Source organism: Microvirga sp. 2MCAF35, from assembly GCF_052115545.1.
Taxonomy (GTDB): domain Bacteria; phylum Pseudomonadota; class Alphaproteobacteria; order Rhizobiales; family Beijerinckiaceae; genus Microvirga.
In genome coordinates this window covers 13,896-36,961 of sequence record NZ_JBFRGW010000042.1, presented here as the reverse complement: position 1 = coordinate 36,961, position 23,066 = coordinate 13,896, and the positions used below count along the sequence as shown (strand labels likewise).

Below are 23,066 nucleotides of genomic sequence, written 5' to 3'. Positions count from 1 at the left end.
TCCGCCGGTCACGCAGCCGGCGCCAGGAGGCCCTTGGCAGCCTTGTGCTGGTCCAAGTCTAAACGCCTAAAAGAACCGTGCGCGAGGAGCAGTTCGGCTCTTCCATTCACATCAGTAGCGAGCCGGATTGCCCGTCGCGCCACCCTCGACTGACCTTCAGGCTCGCAGCACCCGCTGCGGGCCCCAAGGGGCTGGCTCTTTGATACGAACCATCACCACCGCCACACCACTGTCATGGCCGGGCCTGTCCCGGCCATCCCGATCAGTGAGGCTCGGCGTTTCAAGCAATCGGGATCACCGGCACGAGGCCGGTGATGACGTCAAGGGCGTCATCCCGGACGAAGCGTCAGCGCAGATCCGGGATCCAGAACCCCTGACGATGCCAAACGAGGTGAGACGCGGCTCGCTCGTTCTTCAACCTCCGCGGCTCTGGGTTCCCGCTTGCGCGGGAATGACGGCGTGGCGTTTCCGGCGTCACATCCTGGCCAGATCCGACAGGGCTTCTCCCTCCAGGCGCAGATGCCTGTGATGAAGGTCCCGCATCCCGATCCGTTCGTAGAAGGAGAGGGCGGGCCTTCCGTCTTCGACGAAGAGCTCGATCCGGATCCAGCCTCGCTCCCGGGCGATCCTGGCCACGCCCGCCATGAGCGCACGCGCGGCTCCGGAACGGCGCTCCTCGGGCCGCACGTAGAGGGCATGCACGATGCCCATCGGTTGGCCGCGCCAGCCGGCATAACCGCGAAAGAACGAGACGAAGCCGATGGGCTTTCCGTCGCGCTCGGCGATCAGGGCCTCGAAGAGCGGATCGGCCCCGAAGCCGTTGGCTTCGATGGCCTCGGCAGTCGTCCAAGGTTTTTGGCCGGGCAGATGATCCTCGATCAACCCGGCGGTGAAGCGGAAGAGCGTGCCGACATCACCGGCCACGGCCTTCCGCACGGCAAGCGGGGAGGTCTTCATCTCAGACATTCCGCGCGCTCATTCGTCTAATGCGCCTCGTCCCAGTTCTGCGCCGCGCGGGCTTCCACCGCGAGCGGTACTTTCAGCGAGACCGCCGGGAACGGCGCTTCCGTCATGACGCGGGAGATCACCGGCAGCGCGGCGTCGACCTCGTCGTCGGGAACCTCGAACACCAGTTCGTCGTGCACCTGCAGCAGCATGCGGGCGGAGAGGCGCTCGGCCCTTAAGACGTCTTCCATGCGGACCATGGCGCGGCGGATGATGTCGGCGGCGGTGCCCTGGATCGGCGCGTTGATCGCCTGGCGCTCCACGCCTGCGCGCTCCGACGGGTTCGACGACTTGATCTGCGGGTAATGGCACACGCGCCCGAACAGCGTGGTCACGTAGCCCTTCTCCTTACAGAACCTTTTCGTCTCGTCGATATAGGTGCGGATGCCCGGGAAGCGTTCGAAATACTGCTTGATGAAGGTCGAGGCTTCCGCGTTGCCGATGCCGAGGCGCGTGGCGAGGCCGAAGGCCGAGATGCCGTAGATGATGCCGAAATTGATGGTCTTCGCCTGACGGCGCAGATCGCCGGTCATATGGTCGAGCGGCACGCCGAACATGGCGGAGGCGGTGGCCGCGTGAATGTCGATGCCTTGCGCGAAGGCTTCCTGCAATTGCGGGATGTCGGCAATGTGCGCGAGCAGGCGCAGCTCGATCTGGCTGTAATCGGCCGAGATGATTTTGTGACCTTCCTGCGCCACAAAGGCCTTGCGGATCTTGCGCCCGGCTTCCGTGCGGATCGGGATGTTCTGCAGGTTCGGATCGGACGACGAAAGACGTCCCGTCGTCGTCGCCGCGAGCGAGAACGAGGTGTGCACCCGCTTGGTCTCGGGATGCATGTGCTCCTGCAGCGTATCCGTGTAGGTGGATTTCAGCTTGGAGAGCTGGCGCCATTCGAGGATCTTCGCCGGCAGCTCGTGGCCGGCCTGAGCCAGCTCGTCGAGGAGCGTCGCGGGCGTGGCCCATTGGCCGGACGGCGTTTTCTTCGCACCCGGCAGGCCCATCTTGCCAAAGAGAATGTCGCCGATCTGCTTGGGCGAGCCGAGGGCGAACTTCTCGCCCGCCATCTCGTGGATCTCATCCTCGAGCCGCGCCAGCGTCTGGGCGAAATCGCCCGAGAGGCGACTCAAAATCTGCCGGTCGACCATGATGCCGCGCATCTCCATGCGGGCGAGCGTGTCGACCATGGGGCGCTCGAGCGTCTCGTACACCGTCGCGCGGTGCTCGGCGGCGAGACGCGGCTTCAGGAGCTGCCACAGGCGCAAGGTGACGTCGGCGTCTTCCGCCGCATAGGCGGTGGCCTTGGCAATCTCGACCTTGTCGAAGGTCACCTTGTTCCGGCCGGTGCCCGCCACGTCCGAGAAGGTGATGGGCGAGTGGCCGAGATGGCGGCGCGAGAGCTCGTCCATGCCGTGCGAGCCCTTGCCGGCGTCGAGCACGTAGGAGATCAGCATCGTGTCGTCGAAGGGCTGCACCTCGATGCCGTGGCGCTTCAGCACGACCCAGTCGTATTTCAGGTTCTGGCCGATCTTGAGGACGGACGGATCCTCCAGCAGCGGACGCAGGATATCGAGCGCTTCGGTGATCGGGATCTGGCCCTTCACGAGCCCGCCGCCGAAGAGATCGGATTCATCGCGATGCTGCAAAGGCACGTAGCAGGCCTTGCCCGCCTCCAGCGCCAGGGAGAAGCCGACGAGATCGGCAAGATTGGCATCGAGATCGCTCGTTTCCGTGTCGACGGCGACGAAGCCCTGCTCGCGTCCGAGCGCGACCCATTCCTTCAGGCGCTCCGGACTCGTGACGGTCTCATAAGCCGTCACGTCGAAGGGTATGGAGGAGGCTTCCGTCGCGCGTTTTCCCGCAAGCTGCGAGGGCGTGCCGATGCCATCGACGGGCTTGCGCAGGTTCGCGGCTTCCGGCAGGTCGAGGCCGGCGAAGGGATCGACTTCGCCCGTAGCGGCATCGCCCTTCCCGAAGAACGGCACGGCGTCGTCGGTGGGCGCCGTCACGCCGGTACCAGTTCCGTTGCGCTCCCAGCGGATCGCCTCGCCGCCGGGCATGAGGCGCGGGTCGGGTGCAATAGCGGCCGGGTCCGCCTCGTAGAGTTCCGCCACACGCCGGGTGAGCGTGCTGAACTCCATGGCTTTGAGAAAACCGATCAGGGTCTTCGGCTCGGGCTCGGGGACGCGTAGGTCGTCGAGCGGCACCGGAACCGGAGCCTCGCAATCGAGCGTCACGAGCTTCTTCGAGAGGCGCGCCGATTCCGCATTGTTGATCAGCGTCTCGCGACGCTTGGGCTGCTTGATCTCCGGGGCGCGCTCCAGCAGGGTTTCGAGGTCGCCGTATTCCTTGATCAGTTGGGCTGCCGTCTTCAGGCCGATGCCCGGCACGCCCGGCACGTTGTCCGAGGTGTCGCCCATGAGGGCCAGCACGTCGCCGATCTTTTCCGGCGGGATGCCCTCCCACTTCTCGATGACGGCAGCCTCGTCCAGGTTGCGCTCGGGCCGGTAGCCCGGCTTGCCCTTCGAGCCCGATTCGAAATCGTAGAAGCACACCTTCGGACCCACGAGCTGCATCAGGTCCTTGTCGGACGAGATGATGAGCACGTCCGCCCCGCGGGCCTTGGCCTGCTGGGTATAGGTGGCGATCAGGTCGTCCGCTTCGTAGCGCTGCAGCTCCACGGGCTCGAGCCCGAAGGCCCGGATCGCCTCGCGCATGATCGGCATCTGGACCTTCAGGTCCTCCGGCGCATCCGGCCGATGGCCCTTGTAATCCTCGTAGAGTTCCTTGCGGAAAGAGCCCTCGGACTTGTCGAGCACGATGGCGATATGCGTCGGCTTCAGGCCCGCCGCCCCGTCGCGCATGAACTGCAGGAGCTTGGATACGAAGAGCCGTACGGCTCCCGTCGGCATCCCGTCCGACGAGCGGGCATTGTACTTCTGGTCCTGGTTCATGGACTGGAAGTAGGCCCGGAAGATGAAGGAGGAGCCGTCGACGAGGAAGACGTGGTCGCCGGCTTGGACGGGACGGGAGGAAGCCATGGGTCTCTTTTGATGAGAAAATCGACCCGTAACAGATAGTGTTTTTGAACGCTGATGGCTACGCCCGCGACGGGTTTATGCAGCCTTGAGGCGGGCGAGATCCAGGTCGAGTTCACGCAGGGCCTGGATGACCACCCCTTCCGTCAGCAGGTCCATGGAGGATTCCACCACATGGATGGCGGCGAGCGCCCGCAATTCGGGAATGGTCTGCGATTCGAGCGCCGCCTCGAAGGAGGGTCGCAGCAGGTCCATGGCCCTCGTGCCGGGGCCGCAGAGGACAATGTGGTCGGGCTCGAGCGTCTGGATGAGGATCCCGACCGCGTCGCCCAGAACCTCGCCGGCGGCCTGGAAGAGGTTGAGGAGGGCAGGATCGCCCGCCCGGGCCTGCTCGACGATGGATTCCATGGCGTCCTCGCCCGGCAGCAGCAGGGTCGGGGCAGGGCGGTGGTCGATGAGCTGCGCGTCCCGGTGCAGGGCGTAATCGGCGAGATAGGCCTCGATGCAGCCGCGCCCGCCGCAGCGGCATTGCGGGCCGCCCCGGCGCAGACGCACATGGCCGAACTCGCTGCCGCCGAAACGGGCGCCGCGATAGAGCTCACCCTGGATGAGGAAGCCGAGGCCCACGCCGTCGCCGATCATCAGGCAGGCGGTGCGCCCGGAGCGCAGGTCCGAGTTCCGCTGCGTGATGGCGAAGGCCATGGCGCTGGCGTCGTTCTCCATGAGGACGGGTTTGCCGAGCCTGTCGCCCAGCCCTGAGGCCAGCGGCAGGTCGCGGGTGCCGAGCACCGGGCTCCAGGCGACGATGCCATCCCGCGTGTCCACATAGCCCTGGCAGGCGAGGCCGATGGCCTTCACGTCGTGAGCGCCGGTCTCCTGGGCGAAGGCCGTGATCGTGTCCGCCAGCACGTCCATCAGCTCGTCCGCCCCGAGATTGCGCAAGGGGCGCTCGACATGGCGGCTGGCCCGGTTGCGCCCGGCGCTGTCCACGAGCCGCAGCTCGATCCGGTTGAAGCCGGTCCAGACGCCGATCACCGAGCCGAGGGTTTCCGCAAAATAAAGGCGGGTCTTTGGCCGCCCGCGAATCAGGCCGGCGGCTGGATCGGCCGCCTCTTCCGCGACCAGGATCCCCTCGTCGAGGAGGCTCGCCGTCAGCTCGGAAACGGACGCGGGACTCATGCCCAGATGCTGGCCGATCTCCACCCTGGCCATGGGCCCTTGCCGGCGCAGGGCATCGAGCAGGCGTCGGCGGGCCATTTCACGGGGAGAGAGGGGGATCAGGGTCATGGCGGTCATTTGTTCGATCTACGAATAAAACAATTCCAATGTAGCTGGATATCAGACGAAAAGATAAGCTCAGGGTGCTTGAAGGCGCCAATGGCTGAGATAATTATTTCCGCGCTCGAAATATAAAGCATGACAGAGCGAGCCTTATCGTTGGTCCCACCGGATCGACAGCCTGTCATGAGCCACGGATCTGCAAGGGAACGCAAGGTCCAGGAGGAAACCGATGCTATCGAAGAAACACGCACTGATCAGCCTTGCCGCTTTGGCTCTGTCCGCCACCGCCGCCTTTGCCCAGAAGGGCCCGGTCGTCGGCGTCAGCTGGTCGAATTTCCAGGAAGAGCGCTGGAAGACCGACGAAGCCGCCATCAAGGCCGCGGTCGAGAAGGCCGGCGGCACCTATGTGTCGGCGGATGCGCAATCCTCGCCCGCCAAGCAGCTCACCGACATCGAGAGCCTCATCTCCCGCGGCGCCAAGGCGCTGATCGTGCTGGCCCAGGATTCGGACGCCGTGCGTCCGGCCGTCGAGAAGGCCATCGCGGAAGGCATCGCGGTCGTTGGCTATGACCGCCTGATCGAAATCCCGCAGGCCTTCTATCTCACCTTCGACAATGTCGAGGTCGGTCGTCTCCAGGCCCGCGAAGTGCTGAAAGTAAAGCCCGAGGGCAACTACGCCTTCATCAAGGGCTCGGGCTCCGATCCGAACGCCAACTTCCTGTTCCAGGGCTCGATGGAAGTGCTGAAGCCCGCCATGGATGCCGGCAAGATCAAGAATGTCGGCGAGGCCTATACGGACGGCTGGCTCCCGGCCAACGCGCAGCGGAACATGGAGCAGTTCCTCACCAAGAACAACAACAAGATCGACGCGGTGATCGCCGCCAATGACGGCACCGCCGGCGGCGCCATCGCGGCTCTCGCGGCCCAGGGTCTGGCCGGCTCGGTGCCGGTCTCCGGCCAGGACGCCGACAAGGCGGCCCTCAACCGCGTCGCGCTCGGAACGCAGACCGTGACGGTCTTCAAGGATGCCCGCGAACTCGGCCGCAACGCCGCCGAAATCGCCGTGCAGCTCGCAGGCGGCAAGAAGCTCGGGGAGATCCAGGGCGCGAAGCCGTGGAACCTCGGCCCGAAGAAGCAGAACATGACCGCTCTCTTCCTCACGCCGGTGGCGATCACGAAGGACAATCTCGACGTGGTCATCAAGGCCGGCTGGGCGTCCAAGGAAGTGGTCTGCCAGGGCGTGAAGGCAGGCAGCGTGAAGGCCTGCAACTAACTCAAGCATTGTCATTCCGGGGCGCGCCGATGGCGCGAGCCCGGAACCCATAACCGCTAGCGTTGAAAGATGGGACGCAAGTTCGATCGTCTCGTCTTGAGATCTCGCATGTATGGGTTTCCACGCCTTCGCCGCGGCCCCGGAATGACAGTTTTTCATGAGACTTTTCATTCGTCTTTCAGCGTGACGTTATGACCGCACCCGTTGCCACGACTGCCCCGCCGCCACCGAGCACCGCTTCCGGCTCGCTTCTCTCGAAACTCGAAATCGACGTCCGCATGCTCGGCATGCTGGCGGCGCTCGCCGTGATCTGGATCGGGTTCGATATTCTCTCCGGCGGCGTGTTCCTGACACCCCGCAACCTCTGGAACCTGTCGGTCCAGACGGCCTCCGTGGCCGTCATGGCGACCGGCATGGTTCTCGTCATCGTCACGCGCAACATCGACCTGTCGGTCGGCGCGATCCTCGGCGTCGTCGGCATGATCATCGGCGTCGCCCAGGTGCAGTGGCTGCCGGCCTATCTCGGCCTCGAGCATTGGCTGACCGCGCCGCTCGCCGTGCTGATTGCGCTCGTTGCCGGCGGACTCATCGGCCTGTTCCAGGGCTGGCTCATCGCCTATCTCGGCATACCCTCCTTCATCGTCACGCTCGGCGGGCTGCTGGTGTGGCGCGGCGCGGCCTGGTGGGTGACGACGGGGCAGACCATCGCGCCCATGGATATCCGTTTCAAGGCCTTCGGCGGAGGCGTGGAAGGCGCACTCGGCGCAAGCGCGACCTGGATCATCGCGGCGATCGCCTGCGGGCTCATCATCGTGGGTTTGGGCCTGACGCGGCGCCGTCGCATGCGCTTCGGCTTCCCGGTGCGTCCCGGCTGGGCCGATGCGGTGATCGCCGTCGTCGCCTGCGGGGCCGTTCTCGCCACGGCTGCGATCTTCAACGCCTATCCCATGCCGATGGGATCGGCCCGGACCTGGGCCGAGGCCCGCGGCATCCCCTGGCCTGAGGGCGGAATGTTCATCTCGCAGGGCGTCGCACTGCCTGTGCTGATCGCCATCGTGGTCGGGCTCGTCATGACCTTCATCGCCACGCGCCGGCGCTTCGGCCGCTACGTTTTCGCCATGGGGGGCAATCCGGAAGCGGCGGAACTCTCGGGCATCAACACCCGCTGGACGCTGATGAAGGTGTTCGGCCTCATGGGTCTTTTGTGCGGTATCTCCGCCTGCATCTCGACTGCGCGCCTGAATGCGGCCACGAACGCGGCCGGTACCCTCGACGAGCTTTACGTGATCGCGTCCGCCGTGATCGGCGGCACGTCACTGGCCGGCGGCATCGGGACGATCGCGGGTGCCATGCTCGGCGCCCTCGTCATGCAGTCGCTGCAATCGGGCATGGTGCTGCTGGGCGTCGACACGCCGCTGCAGAACATCGTCGTCGGCGCGGTGCTCGTGCTGGCGGTCTGGGCCGACAGCCTCTATCGCCGCCGCATCAAGTAAGGAGGCGCATCATGCACACCAATGGAACGACGCCTCTTGTCGAGATGCGCAACATCTCCATCGCCTTCGGCGGCATCAAGGCCGTGGACGGCGTATCCGTCGATCTCCGCCCCGGCGAGGTGGTGGGCCTGCTCGGCCATAACGGCGCGGGCAAGTCGACTCTGATCAAGATCCTGTCCGGCGCCTACAGGCCGGATTCGGGCGAGATCTACGTCAACGGCGAGCACGCCGACATTGCGACGCCCCGCGACGCCAAGCGCTACGGCATCGAGACGATCTACCAGACGCTCGCGCTTGCCGACAACATCGATGCGGCGGGCAACATCTTCTTAGGGAGAGAAGTGCTGACGCCCTACGGCACCCTCGACGACGCGACGATGGAGGCCGAGACCCGCGAGGTCATGGCGCGACTCAACCCGCATTTCCGCCGCTTCAAGGAACCGGTGAAGGCGCTCTCCGGTGGCCAGCGCCAGTCGGTGGCGATCGCACGCGCGATCTACTTCAATGCGCGCGTGCTCATCATGGACGAGCCGACGGCCGCGCTCGGCCCCGCCGAAACGCAGCAGGTGGCCGACCTCGTGCTGCAGCTCAAGAAGGAAGGCATCGGCATCTTCCTCATCAGCCACGACATCCACGACGTGTTCGGCCTCGCCGACCGGGTGAGCGTGATGAAGAACGGCAAGCTCGTGGGCTCGGCCAACGTGCAGGACGTCACGCAGGACGAGGTTCTCGGCATGATCATCCTCGGCAAGTGCCCGCCCGGGGCAAAGCCGGGGCCGGGCGCGAGCTAGAGCATCGAACGCAAAAGTGGTCACCGGTTTTGCGTGAAAAGATGCGACGAACCAGAAACTTAAAGCATCGGACACGAGTTTGAATTCACGTCCGATGCTTTAGATTTGATCTTCATCCTTCTCCTCCTTGCGGGGAGGAGTTAGGCTGGCTTGACTGCGTAAAACCTTCCCGTCATGGCCGGCCTTGTGCCGGCCATCTCGATCCTATGAAGCGCTGCGCTTTTCCAATCGAGATCACCGGCACAAGGCCGGTGATGACAGTGTAGAATGCAAATGGAGAGCAGCGCTCCGATGTTCCAACCCTCAATCCTTCCCCGCACGTGGGAGGGAAGACGAAAGCAGATTGAGAGAGTTTCATGACCCAGACGACTTACGGCTCCCTGAAGGGTAAAGCCGTTCTCATCACCGGCGGAGCCAGCGGCATCGGTGAGAGCATCGCGCGTTCGTTCCATGCTCAGGGCAGCAAGGTCGCCATCCTCGACTACAATGCCGAGGCGGGTCAGGCGCTCGCGAAGGAACTCGGCGAGCGCGTGCATTTCGAGCACAGCGACGTGCGCGACATCCCGGCGTTCCAGGCGGCGATCCGCCGCGCGAGCGAGGCGCTCGGACCCATCACGATCCTCGTCAACAACGCCGCGCGCGACGACCGTCACACCATCGACCAGGTGACGCCGGAATACTGGCGCGAGCGCTTCGCCACCAACCTCGACCACCAGTTCTTCGCAGCCCAAGCCGTGCTGCCGGACATGGAGAAGGCCGGGGGCGGATCGATCATCAACATGGGCTCGACCAGCTACATGGTGAGCGACGATTCCTTCGCCGCCTACAAGACCGCGAAATCCGCCGCCGTCGGCCTCACCCGCGCCCTTGCACGCGAGCTCGGCCCGAAGAACATCCGCGTCAACTGCCTGGTGCCTGGCTGGATCATGACTCAGCGCCAGATCGACCTGTGGCTCACGCCGGAAGGCGAGACGGAGCTGCTCAAGCGCCAATGCGTGAAGCGCAAGCTATTGCCGCAGGACATCGCGAACTTCGCTATGTTCCTCGGTTCGGACGATTCCAGCGCCATGTCGGCGCAGACCTATCTCGTGGATGGTGGCTGGGTCTAATCTGCAGCCTCGTGAGGCGTCGCTGGACGGCGATAGTCAATCCGGGGTCGTTGATTATGTACTCTTCCGTCATGGCCGGCCTTGTGCCGGCCATCCCGATGCTTTGAGGTGCTGCGCTTCATCGGGTCGGGATCACCGGCACAAGGCCGGTGATGACGCGGAGGAGGTCATCACAGATAGCGTTCGCCACGACAGCGTCTGACATTAGGCCCTCGAGCCTGCCCCCACGGATGCCGCGCTCATTGCGGCCGCTTCCTCTTTCTCCGCGACCGTCTTCATCGTGTCCCGCCGGATGATGATGCACAGGATCACCAGCGGAATGGCGATGGTGGCCGTGCCGGTGAAGAGGGTCGGATAGCCGAAGTTCTCCACCACGGCTCCCGAGGCCCCGCCGATGAGCTTGCCCGGTAGGGCATAGAGCGAGCTGAGGAGCGCGTATTGCGTTGCGGCAAATCCGGGCGAGGTCAGGCCCGACATATAGGCGACGAGGGCGGAACCTGCGAAGCCGCCGGCGAAATTGTCGACGCTGATGGCGAGCGTCAGGCCCCAGAGCGTCGCGTGTCCGGAGGCGAGCCATGAGAACATCAGGTTCGATCCGGCAGCGACGACGGCGCCGATGAGCAGGGTCCACCACAGGCCGATGCGGGTGAGCGCCAGTCCGCCGGCAAAGGCGCCGATGATGCCGATCCAGACCCCGTAGAGCTTGGACACATTGGCGATATCGGCCTTGCTGAAGCCGAGGTCGATGTAGAGGGGATTGGCCATGATGCCCGACGCATAATCGGGAATCCTGTAGCAGGCGATGAGCGCCAGGATGGGGATCAGCATCGGGCCTTTGCGCCGGAAGAGATCCGCCAGCGGCTCGATGATGGCCTTGGCGATGGGCAGGCGCTCCCGGGCCGGTCCTTCGTCGATGCGGGGTGCGAGCAGGGTGCCGATCAGGCCGACCGCCATGAACGCCGCCATGGCAAGGTAAGCGCTGTGCCAGTTCACGAACTCGGCAATGTACAACGCACCAGCCCCGGCCGTGATGAGGGCAAGCCGATAGCCCAGCAGCAGGGCGGCCGCCATCATGCCCTGGCGCTCGGTCGCGGCGGCATCGATGCGCCAGCCGTCGATGACCACATCCTGGCTCGCCGAGGCGAAGGCCACGAGAACCGCGAAGAGGATCGTGAACGGCAGGCCCGATTGCGGGTCGGTCGATGCCATCCCGATCAGCCCGGCAGCGACACCGAGCTGCGTCAGGACCATCCAGCCGCGCCGGCGCCCGAGAAGTCGGGAGAGCACCGGCACGTCGTAGCGATCGACGAAGGGAGCCCAGAGGAACTTGAGGGAATAGGCCAGGGCCACCCAGCTCATCATTCCGATCACCGTCAGGGAGATACCCGCTTCCCTGAGCCAAGTCGACAGGGTGCTGAAGACGAGCAGGAAGGGCAGTCCCGAGGAGAAGCCCAGGGGCAGCATGAGGGCGATGCGCCCGTCGGTGAGGACATCGCGCAGGGACAGACGGCGTTTGGCTGAGACGGCGATGGGAACCCCCGAACATGGTTGCCGCATGCCCGGCCCGGAATCGGGCAGCATGCGGTTCTTCCGATATCGTCCCGCAGAGGCGTTAACGATCTCTCACGGAAGCCACCGCCGTGACGGTCGGCCTGGCTTCGGCGACGGATTGCTCCACCATGGCCTGAAGGGCGTCGGCCATGCAATCGGCAAGGCGATCGTAGCCCTTGTCGCCCATGTGGAAGCCGTCGGCGGAAAGCATGGAGCGCAGCTCCTCGGGGGAGCGGCTGTTCCACTCCTTCATGAGGGCGTAGCGGGAGAACACGCCGATCCTGCGATCAAAGCCGGTCGCGCTGACGGTGTTCACGAACCGCTCGTAGCGGGCGAGGTCCTTGATCGAGGGGAAATACTGCTGGTCGAGGAGGACCATCTCGGTGCCAGCGTGCCTGACGGCCGAAATGCCCCGCTCCAGCAGGGTCCTGAACGCGCTCTCGTCGACGCCGTTGATGGCGTCGTTCGTGCCGACCTGCCAGATCACGAGGTCGTACCTGTCGGCTTTGAGGGCGGCTTCCAGGCGTTCGATGGTCTGGATGACGGTCTCTCCGCCCTTGCCGGAATTCACCACCGTGACCGGCTCCTTCCAGACCTCCGCCAGATCGTCCTCGAGCTGGGCCGGATAGGTGTGATCGGGCGAGGAAGCGCCGATGCCCTCGGTCGAGGAGGAGCCGATGGCAAGAATGCGGATGGGCTGGTGCCGTGCCAGCTTGCCGGCCAAGGCCGGAACGGCGCTCTGCCCCTTCAGGCGAGCGGATGCGTTGGAACATGCGGGAGCGTTATCGGCCCGTGCGGACGCCCCCGCCCCCAAGAACGCAAGACTTAGGAGAACCGCCCCTGAGAAGCGGGCAATCCGAGATCCTTTGCCATTCCCTTGGGAGGAGCGGCCACGTTGAACTTGTTCCATTCGAGATATCGCGCCAGCGCAAGAAGACCAATGATACCGATGATGGTGAATACCATCCCGATCATCTGCGGACTAGCGGAGGATTTGACGGCGGCCAGCGTCATGGTGACCTGTCCCAGGGCGCTCAGCAACGAACCGGCGGCGAAAATCATGAGCGCATTGCGGCCCAGGCGCTTCAGGTCGGAGCCGACGAAGGTACGCTTGAGGACATCGCCCACGGGGAATTGGGTCAGGACGTAGGCGAGGGCGAGGAAGTGGACGATACGGCCAAGCCCCAGATCGTGCTTCGTCAGGTCGAAGAGCGCATGGGCCGTTTCGGGCAGGTGCGGGAAGAGCCCGAAGCCCGCCGTCGTGAACAGCAGGGACAGGACTACGACGAAGAGGGACGCGAGCATCAAGGGGCGGCTGTAGAAGTTCTGCCGTCTGAGCATGAGGATGCCTGTCACGATCCCCAGTGTGAATAGGATCTGCCAGGCGAAGGGGTTGAAGAACCAGGTACCCGGCTCCGGCCAGCTCCGCAGGGTGAGAAGCTCCATACGGGCGAGGCCGTAGAGGCCGGCGGACACGGCAAGGGCGAGGCCGAGATGGATCCTCGCCAGGACCAGCGCCACCGGGGCCCACAGCATGAGCATGATGTAGAGCGGCAAGATGTTGAAATAGCCAAGCTGGTGGCCGAGCAGCAGGATGCCGGTCACACCCTTCGCCGTATCGCCGAAGACCATGCTGCGGCCATGCTCTTCGATGAGGCCGATCTCCTCGCTCAGCTCATAGCCGATGGAAAAGAGCGCGATGGCACCGGCCGTGAGGAGGAGATGCATGCGGTAGAGCTCGAAGGCCCGCCTCAGGCACCGCTTGACGACGCCGACGACGTCTCCCTGGGGGATCTTGGGATAATAGACGAGCGCGACGGACAGGCCGGAGATGAAGATGAACGCCTCGGTCGAATCGGAAAAGCCGAAATTTCGCGGTGTGATGTCCTCGATCAGGTTGCCGGGAATGTGATTGACGAAAATGATCACGAGGACGAGCCCGCGCCAGAAATCGATCGTCGTGTTGCGTCCCAAGACCTTCATCGACACACTCTTGAACTTGTCCTTGACGGCAACGCCAACAAGGCAAAGGGGTTGCCCAGGAGCAATCGCACCTGTGCAGGAACCCCGCGAATCTTCTTGAATGGGTGAGTTCTAACACAAAAGCTTGACGGGTCGAGATGCGGCGTCATCACACCTGCATGATCAGGTCCGGATTTCCTCCGTGCCTGCCTCGCGTGTCGTCTTAAGCCGCGCAGGATCGAACGGGAGAGTACAGAACGTGACAGGCTACCGGATCCAACAGGTCGAGATCCTTCATGAGGGCTGGCGCAAGCTTCTCAAGCTCACGGTCCAGATGCCGGACGGCCGGATCATGGCGCGGGAGGTCCTGAACAGCTCCGATGCCGCCGCCGTACTCCCTTATGATCCCGAGAGGCGAATGGTCATCCTGATCCGGCAGTTCCGCGCGCCCGTGATGCATGTGGAGGGCCATCCCGACATGCTGGAAGCTGTGGCGGGCCTGCTCGACGATGACGCGCCCGAAGCCTGCGCGCGGCGGGAGGCCATGGAGGAGGCGGGCCTTCGCGTCGGCAGGCTTGAAGCCGTCGGAACGGCTTGGTCGGCCCCGGGTATCACGACCGAGCGCCTGCACCTGTTCCTGGCGCCTTATAGCGCAGACGACCGGGTGAGCGCGGGTGGAGGGCTGGCGGAGGAGCACGAGGACATCGAGGTGCTGGAAATCGGCCTCGACGAGCTGATGCGGATGCTGGAGCGGGGGGAGATCGCGGATATGAAGACCCTGATGCTGATCCAGGCCCTGCAGCTTCGGCATCCGGAGCTGTTCGGGAGAAGCTGAGACTGCTTCTACACAAACCGGCTGCTCAGATGCTGGCCGGTATCACGCCCTCCACGTCATAGCCGGGCTTGTCCCGGCCATCCCGATTTCGTGAAGCGCAGTGCTTTTCCAATCGAGATCACCGGCACGAGGCCGGTGATGACATGAAGGTTCAATAATCGCCGATTGAGCCCTCAGATTTCACCGAGCCGCTGCGCATGCCAGCGCAGGTGGTCCTCGATGAAAGTGCCGATAAAGAAATAGGAATGGTCGTAGCCCTCCTGCATCCGCAGCGTGAGCGGCTGGCCCGCCTTGGCGCAGGCGGCTTCCAGGAGCTGCGGCTTGAGCTGGCTGTCCAGGAAGCCGTCGGCCGTGCCCTGATCGACCAGGATTCCGGGGAGCCGGGCGCCGTCTTCGATCAGCGCGCAGGCATCGTAGTCCCGCCAGGCCGCGCGGTCGGGTCCGAGATAGTTCGACAGCGCCTTCTCGCCCCAGGGGCAGTTCAGGGCGACGCGATGGGCGCGAAGGCCGAGATCGCTTGGAAGCGCTCAGGGTTGCGCAAGCCGATGGTGAGTGCGCCATGGCCGCCCATCGAATGGCCCATGATGCCCTGGCGGCTCATGTCGGCGGGAAGATTCTCGGCCACGAGTTCCGGCAGCTCACGCTCCAGATAGGAGCGCATGCGGTAGTTTCCCGCCCAGGGTTCCTGCGTGGCGTCCACGTAGAAGCCGGCGCCCAGGCCGAAATCGTAAGCGCCTTCGGGATCGTCCGGCACGCCCTCGCCGCGCGGGCTGGTGTCCGGGGCGACGAGGATCAGGCCGAGTTCCGAGGCCACCCGCTGCGCGCCCGCCTTCACGGTGAAGTTCTCCTCCGTGCAGGTGAGCCCGGAGAGGAACCACACCACTGGCACCTTGGCGTCTCTGGCCTGCGGTGGAACGTAGACCGCCACGCGCATGGGCGTGCCGGTTTCCTGCGAAACATGACGGTAGACGAACTGCGTGCCGCCGAAGCAGCGCGCTTGCGAGACGGTCTCGAAACTCAACCCATCTCTCCGATCAATACACGATCACGGATCGGATCGACTTGCCCTCGTGCATGAGATCGAAGGCGGTGTTGATCTCGTCGAGCGGCATCGTGTGGGTGATCAGATCGTCGATGTTGATCTTGCCCTCCATGTACCAGTCGACGATCTTCGGCACGTCGGTGCGCCCGCGCGCGCCGCCGAAGGCCGTGCCCTTCCAGACGCGGCCGGTGACGAGCTGGAACGGACGGGTGGCGATCTCCTTGCCGGCCTCCGCCACGCCGATGATGATGCTCTCGCCCCAGCCGCGATGGCAGCATTCGAGCGCCTGGCGCATCACGTCCGTGTTGCCGGTGGCATCGAACGAGAAGTCCGCGCCGCCGCCCGTCAGGTCGACGATGGCCTGTACGACCTTGTCGTTGCCGATCTCCTTCGGGTTGATGAAGTCGGTCATGCCGAACTTCCTGGCCATCTCCGCTTTGGCCGGATTGATGTCGACGCCGATGATCTTGTCGGCGCCGACCATGCGCGCGCCCTGGATCACGTTGAGGCCGATGCCGCCGAGACCGAACACCACCACGTTGGCGCCGGGCCAGACCTTGGCCGTGTAGATCACCGCGCCGATGCCCGTGGTGACGCCGCAGCCGATGTAGCAGATCTTGTCGAAGGGCGCGTCCTCGCGCACCTTGGCGAGCGCGATCTCCGGCAGAACGGTGAAGTTCGCAAACGTCGAGCAGCCCATGTAGTGGAATACGGTCTCGCCGTCGCAGCGAAAGCGGCTCGTGCCGTCGGGCATGACGCCCTGCCCTTGCGTGGCCCGGATGGCGGTGCAGAGATTGGTGCGGCGCGACAGGCAGGATTTGCAGTTGCGGCACTCGGGCGTGTAGAGCGGGATCACGTGATCGCCGACTTTCAGCGTCGTGACACCGGGGCCGACCTCGCGCACGATGCCAGCGCCCTCATGGCCGAGGATCGCCGGGAACTTGCCCTCGGAATCGAGGCCCGAGAGCGTGTAGGCGTCGGTGTGGCAGACGCCCGTCGCCATCACCTCCACGAGCACCTCACCGGCCTTGGGACCCTCGATGCGGATGGTTTCGATGGTGAGCGGCTTGCCAGCCTCCCATGCCACGGCGGCCCTGGTTTCCATGCTCGTGTCCTTCGCTCGTGATTCGATGCCGGGACTATGTGAACCCGGGCTCCGCAAGGTCAATAGACGCGAGCCTTTCCAGCCGCCTCCGCAGCACCTATGTGTGGATGCGACATGATGAAGGAATCGCCTGTGCCAGACGTCAGCGCCACCATCATTCCCGTGACGCCCTTTCAGCAGAACTGCACGTTGCTGTGGTGCGAGAAGACGAAGAAAGCGGCCGTCGTCGATCCCGGCGGCGACCTCGACCGCATCCGCGAGGCGATCGCGCAGGCTGGTGTCAGCGTGGAAAAGATCATTCTCACCCACGGCCATATCGATCATGCCGGCGGAGCGGCCGAGCTGCGCGAGGATCTCGGCGTTCCGGTCGAAGGGCCGCACGAAGCCGATCGGTTCCTGCTGGAGCGGCTCGCCGAACAGGGACAGGCCTATGGCTTTCCCGCCCGCGCCGTCACGCCGGACCGCTGGCTGAACGAAGGCGATACGGTCACGGTCGGGGACCTCGCCCTCGACGTGCTGCATTGCCCCGGTCACTCGCCGGGCAGCGTCGTCCTCGTGTCGCCGACGCAGCGCTTCGCTCTCGTGGGCGACGTGCTGTTTCAGGGCTCCGTCGGCCGCGTGGATCTTCCCGGCGGCGACGGCAAGGCGCTGATCGCCTCGATCAAGGACAAGCTCCTGCCGCTCGGCGACGACATCGCCTTCATCTGCGGCCACGGCCCCATGAGCACCATCGGCCAGGAGCGGCAGACCAATCCGTTCCTGCAGGGTGAGGGGTTGTTGTGATTGCAGACCGGAAGCGGCTTATTGGAGTGCCGATGACCTTTCCTACGTCATCACCGGCCTCGTGCCGGTGATCCCGATTGATTGAAACGAAGCGCTTTTCACATCGGGATGGCCGGCACGAGGCCGGCCATGACGTCGAGGGACGTGCATGGTTGCGTTCGCTCAAGAATGGAGAAACGGCCCGGGATTGCTCCCGGGCCGTTCCTTTTGCCCCTACGGTTTATTGCCGCCTATTCAGCGGCCTGGATCATCACGGCGCCCTTGAGGCCCATGCGATCCGCCACGCCGAGGCCGTAGGCCTTGTCGGCGAGGTAGAAGTGGACGATCTGCCGCTTGACGATCGCCTCGGGGACGCCCTGCATCGCTTCCGCGATGTTGTCCATGAGCCGGGCCTGCTCGTCCGGCGTCATGAGGCGGAACAAGTCGCCCGGCTGCTTGTAGTCGTCGTTGCCGGCGCGGTGGTCGTAGCGGTCGGCATCGCCGGAGATCTTGAGCGGCGGTTCCGCGGCGCGGTGCGTCTGCACCGGGCCGTTGAAGGAGTTCGGCTCGTAATAGGCATCGCCGCGGTTGGGCACGTCGAACAGCATCGGGCCGTCCGCGTGATAGTGATTCACGGCGCTGCGCGGACGGTTCACCGGCAGCGCCTCGTAATGGGTGCCGACGCGGTAACGATGCGCATCCGCGTAGGCGAAGATGCGGCCCTGCAGCATCTTGTCCGGCGAGAAGCCGATGCCGGGCACGATGTTCGACGGCGAGAACGAGGATTGCTCCACTTCCGCGAAGTAGTGCTGGGCGTTGCGGTTGAGCTCGAGGATGCCGACCTCGATCAGCGGATACTCAGCATGCGGCCACACCTTGGTGACGTCGAACGGGTTGTAGGAGGTCTTCTCCGCATCCGTCTCGGGCATGATCTGGACGCAGAACTTCCAGCGCGGGAAGTCGCCGCTTTGAATAGCCTCGTAGAGATCGCGCTGGGCGCTCTCGCGATCCTTGGCCACGACGGCCTCGGCCTCGCGGTTCATCCAGGTCTTGATGCCCTGCATGGATTTGAAGTGGAATTTTACCCAGAAGCGCTCAGCCTTCTCGTTGATGAACGAGTAGGTGTGCGAGCCGAAGCCATGCATGAAGCGGTAGCCCTGCGGCAGGCCGCGATCCGAGAACAGGATCGTCACCTGATGCAGGCTCTCGGGGCTGAGCGACCAGAAATCCCACATGGCCGTGGTGGAGCGCAGGTTCGTCGCGGGATGGCGCTTCTGCGTGCGGATGAAGTCGGGGAACTTCACCGGGTCGCGCACGAAGAACACCGGCGTGTTGTTGCCGACGATGTCCCAGTTGCCTTCTTCCGTATAGACCTTGAGCGCGAAGCCGCGCACGTCGCGCTCCGCATCCGCTGCGCCGCGCTCGCCGGCCACGGTGGAGAAGCGCAGGAACACGTCCGCCTGCTTGCCGATCTCGGAGAAGACCTTCGCCTTGGAATATTTCGTGATGTCGTTGGTGATGGTCAGGGTGCCGTAGGCGGCCGAACCCTTGGCGTGGACCACGCGCTCGGGAATACGCTCTCGGTTCTGGTGCGCCAGCTTTTCGACGAGCTGGTAATCCTGGAGCAGCAGCGGGCCACGGGATCCGGCCGATAGGCTGTTCTGGTTGTCGGCAATCGGCGCCCCCGCCGTTGTGGTCATGGTGGTTGTTTTTGTCATGGTCGTCCCCATTGAGTGCCGCGCACCATGCCGGGGAGGGCCGATAAGGTCCAATTGTATTGATTACAGAGTGCGATCAGATATTCTTATCGACACCATGATCACCCTTCGACAGCTCCGTTATTTCGAAACGCTCGCGCGCACGAAACACTTTGGCATGGCGGCTGACCAATGCGCGATCACGCAGCCGGCGTTGTCCATGCAGATCAAAGAGCTGGAGCGGGAACTCGGCATTGATCTCGTGGAGCGGCGGGGAAATTCTGTGGCGATCACGCCGGCCGGACAGGAGATCGCCCAGCGGGCCGACGCGATCCTGAACCAGGTGCGGGAATTGTCGGACTACGCGCACCAGCATCAGGGTGTCCTCACGGGGCCGCTCCGCCTCGGGATCATCCCGTCGATCGCTCCTTACCTTCTGCCCGAAATTCTGACCGAGGTGGCACGGCATTACCCGGCCCTTGATCTCCAAATCCGCGAGACTCAGACGGGAGCCCTGGTCGAGGAACTGGTCCGGGGCGATCTCGATGCTGCTCTCCTCGCGTTGCCAATCCCGCAGCCGCAGGTGGAGACCATGGCGCTGTTCGATGACCGCTTCCTGATTGCAGTTCAAAGTGAGGCTGCCAAAGGCTGGGCGGGCGGCGACCTGCGTACCCGCATGGAAGGGGAGCGCCTGCTTCTTCTGGAGGAGGGGCATTGCCTGAGGGATCAGGCCCTGCAGTTCTGCCACATCGCCAATATGCAGGCCCGCAAGGCACTCGGCGCCGCGTCGCTCACCACCATCATGCAGATGGTGGCGGCCGGTCACGGCATCACGCTGCTTCCCGAACTCTGCGCCCAGACCGAGGTCGACCGGCAGCGGGTGGCTCTCATCGAGTTTCCGGAAAACGCCCCCATGCGCAAAGTCGGGCTGGCGTGGCGGCGCAGCTCGACCCGCAAGAGCGATTTCACAGCCCTCGGCCATCTGATCAAGGCGATCAAGCAGCCCGATGAGAAGGCCGAGAAACCTGACTTCGTGGAAAGGGGCTGAGATCCACTCAGCCCCTTTCCTGTTCAGCAGCCGGTGAGCTTCACGCGCTCCACTTCGAGGCCGAAGAGGGGGCGCAGGCGAGTGCCGAAGACGTTGCCGGCGAAGGCCGCGACGAGCCAGACCCAGCCGTGGAAGCTGCCGGACGCGATGCCCGAGAAGTAGGCCCCGATGTTGCAGCCATAGGCGAGCCGTGCGCCGTAGCCGAGGAGCAGGCCGCCCACGATGGCCGCGACGGCGGAGCGCAGCGGGACCTTCCAAGTCGGGGCGAAGCGGCCGGCGAGGGACGCGGCGAAAAGCGCCCCGAGGATGATGCCGAAATCCATCACCGTCGTGATGTCGTTGAAGATGCTGCCCTCGAGCGCGGCCTTGCTGGCGGGGCTCGACCAATAGGGCCAGCTCGCCACGTCGAAGCCGATGGCGGCCGCGATCTTCGAACCCCAGAGGGCGAAGGCGGAGGTCACGCCCCAGGGCCGGCCGGCGAGGTAGAGCGTCACGAAGTTCAACATGGCCAGGGCGACCGCGCCCGCTACCAGCGGCCAGGGACCGCGCGTGAAACGCGCAAGGCCTTGGCGCGGGGAGGGCGCCGGCTGGATCAATTGCCCATGGCGGCGCTTCTCGAGCAGAACGGTCACCGCCGCGATGATGGCGAAGACGGCAAGTTGCACGGCAAGCGCCGTCCAGGGACCCCAAAGCTCGATGATCGAGATCTTGGGCAGGCTCGGCAGCGCCGTCCACCAATGCAGGTGCGCCGCCCCGATGGCTGATCCGGCGATGAAACCCGCGAGCGTGATCAGCATGCGGGTGGAGCCGCCGCCGACCGTGTAGAGCGTGCCCGAGGCGCAGCCGCCGCCCATCTGCATGCCGATGCCGAAGAGGAAGGCGCCGAAGACGACCCCGATCCCGGCCGGCGAGACGTTGCCGGCCACCGGCTGGCCGAAGAGGGTCCCGGAGGCGAGGACCGGGAAGAACAGGATGGAGGCAATCGCCAGCATCACCATCTGGGCCCTCAGGCCCTCGCCCCGGCGATCCGCGATGAAAACCCGCCAGGCGGAGGTGAAGCCGAAGGCCGCGTGATAGAGCACGAGGCCGAGCGCTGCGCCGAGGACGTAAAGCGCAGCCTGCTTCGGATTGATGACGGCGCCCAGAAGAGCCGCGCCGCCGATGATGCCGGCTGCGGCCGCCAGGGAGGCCGGGGTGTTGATGGTCAAGCTTGCACGGTTTCCGGCGGAAAGAGGCGAAGCTACGGCAGAGCTGGACATGGTCGCTCCTGAGCTTTCGTGAAATGAATTGGGTTCCAGGAGCCTGAGGCCCTTGCCACCACACAATGTGGTTCGATATAAAGAACGTCAAGGGATGTATTTTGATTTTTAATCACATTTTAGTATGTGGATATCGGCCGTGAAGAATCCTGCCGAATGGCGTACACCCGGTTCTTCTACCCGCCGACCTTTTCCCGGAACCAGAAGCTAGGCGCCATGACCATCCAGCCCGACGTCCCCGCCGCCATCGGCAACACGCCCCTGATCAAGCTCCGCCGTGCCTCCGAACTGACCGGATGCACCATCCTGGGCAAGGCCGAGTTCATGAATCCCGGCCAGTCCGTGAAGGATCGGGCCGCCCTCTTTATCATCCAGGATGCGGTGAGACGCGGAGTGCTGCGCACGGGCGGCGTGATCGTCGAGGGAACGGCGGGCAATACCGGCATCGGCCTGGCTCTCGTGGCCAATGCGCTCGGATTCCGGACGGTGATCGTAATCCCGGAGACGCAGAGCCAGGAGAAGAAGGACATGCTCCGGCTCGCCGGCGCCGAGCTGATCGAAGTCCCGGCCGTGCCCTACGCCAACCCCAACAACTACGTGAAGGTCTCGGGCCGGCTGGCGGAGCGTCTCGCGGCATCCGAGCTGAACGGGGCGATCTGGGCCAACCAGTTCGACAACGTGGCGAACCGGCAGGCGCATATCGAGACGACGGGACCGGAGATCTGGGAGCAGACGGACGGCAAGGTCGATGGCTTCGTCTGCGCCGTCGGCACCGGTGGCACGCTTGCGGGGGTCGGCATGGCGTTGAAGGAGCGCAACCCGAAGATCGCCATCGGCCTCGCCGACCCGATGGGCGCTGCGCTCTACAGCTATTACACGACCGGCGAGCTGAAGGCGTCCGGTTCGTCTATCACGGAAGGCATCGGCCAGGGCCGCATCACGGCCAATCTGGTCGATGCACCCATCGATGTCGCGTTCCAGATTCCGGACGAGGAGGCGCTGCCGGTCATCTTCGACCTGCTGGCGCATGAAGGGCTGTGCCTGGGTGGATCGTCGGGCATCAACGTCGCGGGCGCCATCCGCCTCGCCCGGCATCTCGGCCCCGGGCACACCATCGTGACGATCCTGTGCGATTACGGCACGCGTTATCAGTCCAAGCTCTTCAATCCGGATTTCCTGCGTTCGAAGAACCTGCCCGTCCCCGCATGGCTCGAGCGGAAGAGCACCATCGATCCGGGACTCGTGTAGCGAAAAAACGTTACTCGTCTGCGATGCTTGTGCGCCGCGCTCGATATATTTGAGCGCGGCGCATTGCGATGATCAGGCCGCCGAAGACGTGGTCGTTTCCGAACCCGTGGAGGGCGTGGAACTCGGGGATGTCGAAGAGCTGCTCGTGTCGTCGGAACGCTGTGGCTGCGGACGGCTGAGATTGGCCGGCGAACGACCGGTTGCCGCTGCCGGCGTCGCAGACGGCTTGTGGGCGACACTGTGGAGATCGGACTGGATGCTCTCGATCAGATCGACGAGCCATGCCTCGCCGCCCTGAATGCGCTCGCGAAGCGCCGATTTCGCGATGTCGAGTTTGGCGGAAATCTCCATCGTGCTGCGCGACGGCAGATCGCTGAAATCCTGCTCGATGGCAGAAAGCTCGCGCAGAAGTTCGTCGCGCAGCGGGCGCTGCTCCTCGGCCGTGATCAGCGGCGAGTTCAGCATGCCGCGCAAGGCAGCCCAGCGCAGGCCGAGAGCGCTTACCGATTGCGTTGCGTCGTGTCCTGAGAAGTTATGGGAATCGGCCACAGGCATTTCCTTCTTTGCGAG

Annotated in this window: 18 protein-coding genes and 1 pseudogene; 8 read left to right on the top strand and 11 right to left on the bottom strand. The window is 64.6% G+C overall.

Annotation, left to right across the window (positions count from 1 at the left end; translation table 11 throughout):
• Positions 1-474 precede the first annotated feature (474 nt).
• The 3 genes from AB4097_RS17975 to AB4097_RS17965 all read right to left on the bottom strand — a co-directional run bounded on the left by AB4097_RS17975 (position 475) and on the right by AB4097_RS17965 (position 5,336).
• Complete coding sequence (locus tag AB4097_RS17975) at positions 475-966, bottom strand: GNAT family N-acetyltransferase (RefSeq protein WP_442042043.1); 492 nt, start codon at positions 964-966, stop codon at positions 475-477.
• Between the two features lie 17 nt (positions 967-983).
• Positions 984-4,043 carry a DNA polymerase I gene (polA, locus tag AB4097_RS17970; RefSeq protein ID WP_442042041.1) on the bottom strand — a complete coding sequence of 1,020 codons (3,060 nt, stop codon included), beginning with the start codon at positions 4,041-4,043 and terminating at the stop codon, positions 984-986.
• A 75-nt stretch (positions 4,044-4,118) separates the two neighbouring features.
• Entirely contained in the window at positions 4,119-5,336 is a 1,218-nt protein-coding gene (locus tag AB4097_RS17965; RefSeq protein ID WP_442042039.1) for an ROK family protein, read from the bottom strand.
• A 214-nt stretch (positions 5,337-5,550) separates the two neighbouring features.
• Between AB4097_RS17965 and xylF the strand changes: the two genes are divergently transcribed.
• The 4 genes from xylF to AB4097_RS17945 all read left to right on the top strand — a co-directional run bounded on the left by xylF (position 5,551) and on the right by AB4097_RS17945 (position 9,987).
• Positions 5,551-6,594, top strand: coding sequence for a D-xylose ABC transporter substrate-binding protein (xylF, locus tag AB4097_RS17960; RefSeq protein ID WP_442042037.1), 1,044 nt, complete (start codon positions 5,551-5,553; stop codon positions 6,592-6,594).
• 191 nt (positions 6,595-6,785) lie between these two features.
• Positions 6,786-8,087 (top strand): sugar ABC transporter permease, encoded by a 1,302-nt coding sequence (locus tag AB4097_RS17955; RefSeq protein ID WP_442042035.1) that lies wholly within the window; start codon positions 6,786-6,788, stop codon positions 8,085-8,087.
• Positions 8,088-8,098: 11 nt separating this feature from the next.
• Complete coding sequence (locus AB4097_RS17950) at positions 8,099-8,878, top strand: ATP-binding cassette domain-containing protein (RefSeq protein WP_442042033.1); 780 nt, start codon at positions 8,099-8,101, stop codon at positions 8,876-8,878.
• Positions 8,879-9,234: 356 nt separating this feature from the next.
• On the top strand, positions 9,235-9,987 hold the full coding sequence (locus tag AB4097_RS17945; protein WP_442042031.1) for an SDR family NAD(P)-dependent oxidoreductase: 753 nt from the start codon (positions 9,235-9,237) through the stop codon (positions 9,985-9,987).
• Positions 9,988-10,191: 204 nt separating this feature from the next.
• Here AB4097_RS17945 and AB4097_RS17940 read toward each other — a convergent pair whose 3' ends face one another.
• The 3 genes from AB4097_RS17940 to AB4097_RS17930 are packed head-to-tail and all read right to left on the bottom strand — an operon-like array spanning position 10,192 to position 13,521.
• The gene (locus tag AB4097_RS17940) at positions 10,192-11,568 is read right to left on the bottom strand and encodes an AmpG family muropeptide MFS transporter (RefSeq protein WP_442042029.1); all 1,377 of its coding nucleotides are present in this window, start codon (positions 11,566-11,568) and stop codon (positions 10,192-10,194) included.
• Positions 11,569-11,599: 31 nt separating this feature from the next.
• Positions 11,600-12,448, bottom strand: coding sequence for an SGNH/GDSL hydrolase family protein (locus AB4097_RS17935; RefSeq protein ID WP_442042027.1), 849 nt, complete (start codon positions 12,446-12,448; stop codon positions 11,600-11,602).
• Positions 12,364-13,521, bottom strand: a complete 1,158-nt coding sequence (locus AB4097_RS17930) for an OpgC family protein (RefSeq protein WP_442042025.1) — start codon at positions 13,519-13,521, stop codon at positions 12,364-12,366. The genes AB4097_RS17935 and AB4097_RS17930 overlap by 85 nt, the downstream gene beginning before the upstream one ends.
• A 238-nt stretch (positions 13,522-13,759) precedes the next feature.
• Between AB4097_RS17930 and AB4097_RS17925 the strand changes: the two genes are divergently transcribed.
• On the top strand, positions 13,760-14,335 hold the full coding sequence (locus AB4097_RS17925) for an NUDIX domain-containing protein (RefSeq protein WP_442042023.1): 576 nt from the start codon (positions 13,760-13,762) through the stop codon (positions 14,333-14,335).
• A gap of 173 nt (positions 14,336-14,508) precedes the next feature.
• Here AB4097_RS17925 and fghA read toward each other — a convergent pair.
• Positions 14,509-15,356: pseudogene (gene fghA, locus AB4097_RS17920) on the bottom strand (S-formylglutathione hydrolase).
• Positions 15,357-15,369: 13 nt separating this feature from the next.
• Positions 15,370-16,482 (bottom strand): S-(hydroxymethyl)glutathione dehydrogenase/class III alcohol dehydrogenase, encoded by a 1,113-nt coding sequence (locus tag AB4097_RS17915; protein WP_442042021.1) that lies wholly within the window; start codon positions 16,480-16,482, stop codon positions 15,370-15,372.
• Between the two features lie 117 nt (positions 16,483-16,599).
• Between AB4097_RS17915 and AB4097_RS17910 the strand changes: the two genes are divergently transcribed.
• The gene (locus AB4097_RS17910) at positions 16,600-17,265 is read left to right on the top strand and encodes an MBL fold metallo-hydrolase (RefSeq protein WP_442042019.1); all 666 of its coding nucleotides are present in this window, start codon (positions 16,600-16,602) and stop codon (positions 17,263-17,265) included.
• Positions 17,266-17,495: 230 nt separating this feature from the next.
• On the opposite strand, the gene AB4097_RS17905 is transcribed toward AB4097_RS17910, so the two are convergent.
• Entirely contained in the window at positions 17,496-18,962 is a 1,467-nt protein-coding gene (locus AB4097_RS17905; protein ID WP_442042017.1) for a catalase, read from the bottom strand.
• A 97-nt stretch (positions 18,963-19,059) separates the two neighbouring features.
• Between AB4097_RS17905 and AB4097_RS17900 the strand changes: the two genes are divergently transcribed.
• Entirely contained in the window at positions 19,060-19,989 is a 930-nt protein-coding gene (locus AB4097_RS17900) for a LysR substrate-binding domain-containing protein (protein ID WP_442042045.1), read from the top strand.
• A 23-nt stretch (positions 19,990-20,012) separates the two neighbouring features.
• Here AB4097_RS17900 and AB4097_RS17895 read toward each other — a convergent pair whose 3' ends face one another.
• Positions 20,013-21,248: a YeeE/YedE family protein gene (locus AB4097_RS17895; RefSeq protein ID WP_442042015.1), complete on the bottom strand. Its 1,236-nt coding sequence runs from the start codon at positions 21,246-21,248 to the stop codon at positions 20,013-20,015.
• Between the two features lie 216 nt (positions 21,249-21,464).
• Between AB4097_RS17895 and AB4097_RS17890 the strand changes: the two genes are divergently transcribed.
• On the top strand, positions 21,465-22,496 hold the full coding sequence (locus AB4097_RS17890) for a cysteine synthase A (protein WP_442042013.1): 1,032 nt from the start codon (positions 21,465-21,467) through the stop codon (positions 22,494-22,496).
• Between the two features lie 72 nt (positions 22,497-22,568).
• Here AB4097_RS17890 and AB4097_RS17885 read toward each other — a convergent pair whose 3' ends face one another.
• Complete coding sequence (locus tag AB4097_RS17885) at positions 22,569-23,045, bottom strand: hypothetical protein (protein ID WP_442042011.1); 477 nt, start codon at positions 23,043-23,045, stop codon at positions 22,569-22,571.
• Positions 23,046-23,066: the final 21 nt, after the last annotated feature.

Excerpts from the sequence above, each read along its gene's own strand:
- AB4097_RS17950 (WP_442042033.1), top strand. The coding sequence starts at position 8,099 with ATGCACACCAATGGAACGACGCCTCTTGTCGAGATGCGCAACATCTCC.
- AB4097_RS17910 (WP_442042019.1), top strand. The coding sequence starts at position 16,600 with ATGAAGGAATCGCCTGTGCCAGACGTCAGCGCCACCATCATTCCCGTG.
- AB4097_RS17975 (WP_442042043.1), bottom strand. The coding sequence starts at position 966 with ATGTCTGAGATGAAGACCTCCCCGCTTGCCGTGCGGAAGGCCGTGGCC.
- AB4097_RS17890 (WP_442042013.1), top strand. The coding sequence starts at position 21,465 with ATGACCATCCAGCCCGACGTCCCCGCCGCCATCGGCAACACGCCCCTG.
- xylF (WP_442042037.1), top strand. The coding sequence starts at position 5,551 with ATGCTATCGAAGAAACACGCACTGATCAGCCTTGCCGCTTTGGCTCTG.
- AB4097_RS17940 (WP_442042029.1), bottom strand. The coding sequence starts at position 11,568 with ATGCTGCCCGATTCCGGGCCGGGCATGCGGCAACCATGTTCGGGGGTT.
- AB4097_RS17935 (WP_442042027.1), bottom strand. The coding sequence starts at position 12,448 with ATGGAACAAGTTCAACGTGGCCGCTCCTCCCAAGGGAATGGCAAAGGA.
- polA (WP_442042041.1), bottom strand. The coding sequence starts at position 4,043 with ATGGCTTCCTCCCGTCCCGTCCAAGCCGGCGACCACGTCTTCCTCGTC.
- AB4097_RS17930 (WP_442042025.1), bottom strand. The coding sequence starts at position 13,521 with ATGAAGGTCTTGGGACGCAACACGACGATCGATTTCTGGCGCGGGCTC.
- AB4097_RS17900 (WP_442042045.1), top strand. The coding sequence starts at position 19,060 with ATGATCACCCTTCGACAGCTCCGTTATTTCGAAACGCTCGCGCGCACG.
- AB4097_RS17965 (WP_442042039.1), bottom strand. The coding sequence starts at position 5,336 with ATGACCGCCATGACCCTGATCCCCCTCTCTCCCCGTGAAATGGCCCGC.
- AB4097_RS17955 (WP_442042035.1), top strand. The coding sequence starts at position 6,786 with ATGACCGCACCCGTTGCCACGACTGCCCCGCCGCCACCGAGCACCGCT.
- AB4097_RS17905 (WP_442042017.1), bottom strand. The coding sequence starts at position 18,962 with ATGACAAAAACAACCACCATGACCACAACGGCGGGGGCGCCGATTGCC.
- AB4097_RS17915 (WP_442042021.1), bottom strand. The coding sequence starts at position 16,482 with ATGGAAACCAGGGCCGCCGTGGCATGGGAGGCTGGCAAGCCGCTCACC.
- AB4097_RS17945 (WP_442042031.1), top strand. The coding sequence starts at position 9,235 with ATGACCCAGACGACTTACGGCTCCCTGAAGGGTAAAGCCGTTCTCATC.
- AB4097_RS17895 (WP_442042015.1), bottom strand. The coding sequence starts at position 21,248 with ATGTCCAGCTCTGCCGTAGCTTCGCCTCTTTCCGCCGGAAACCGTGCA.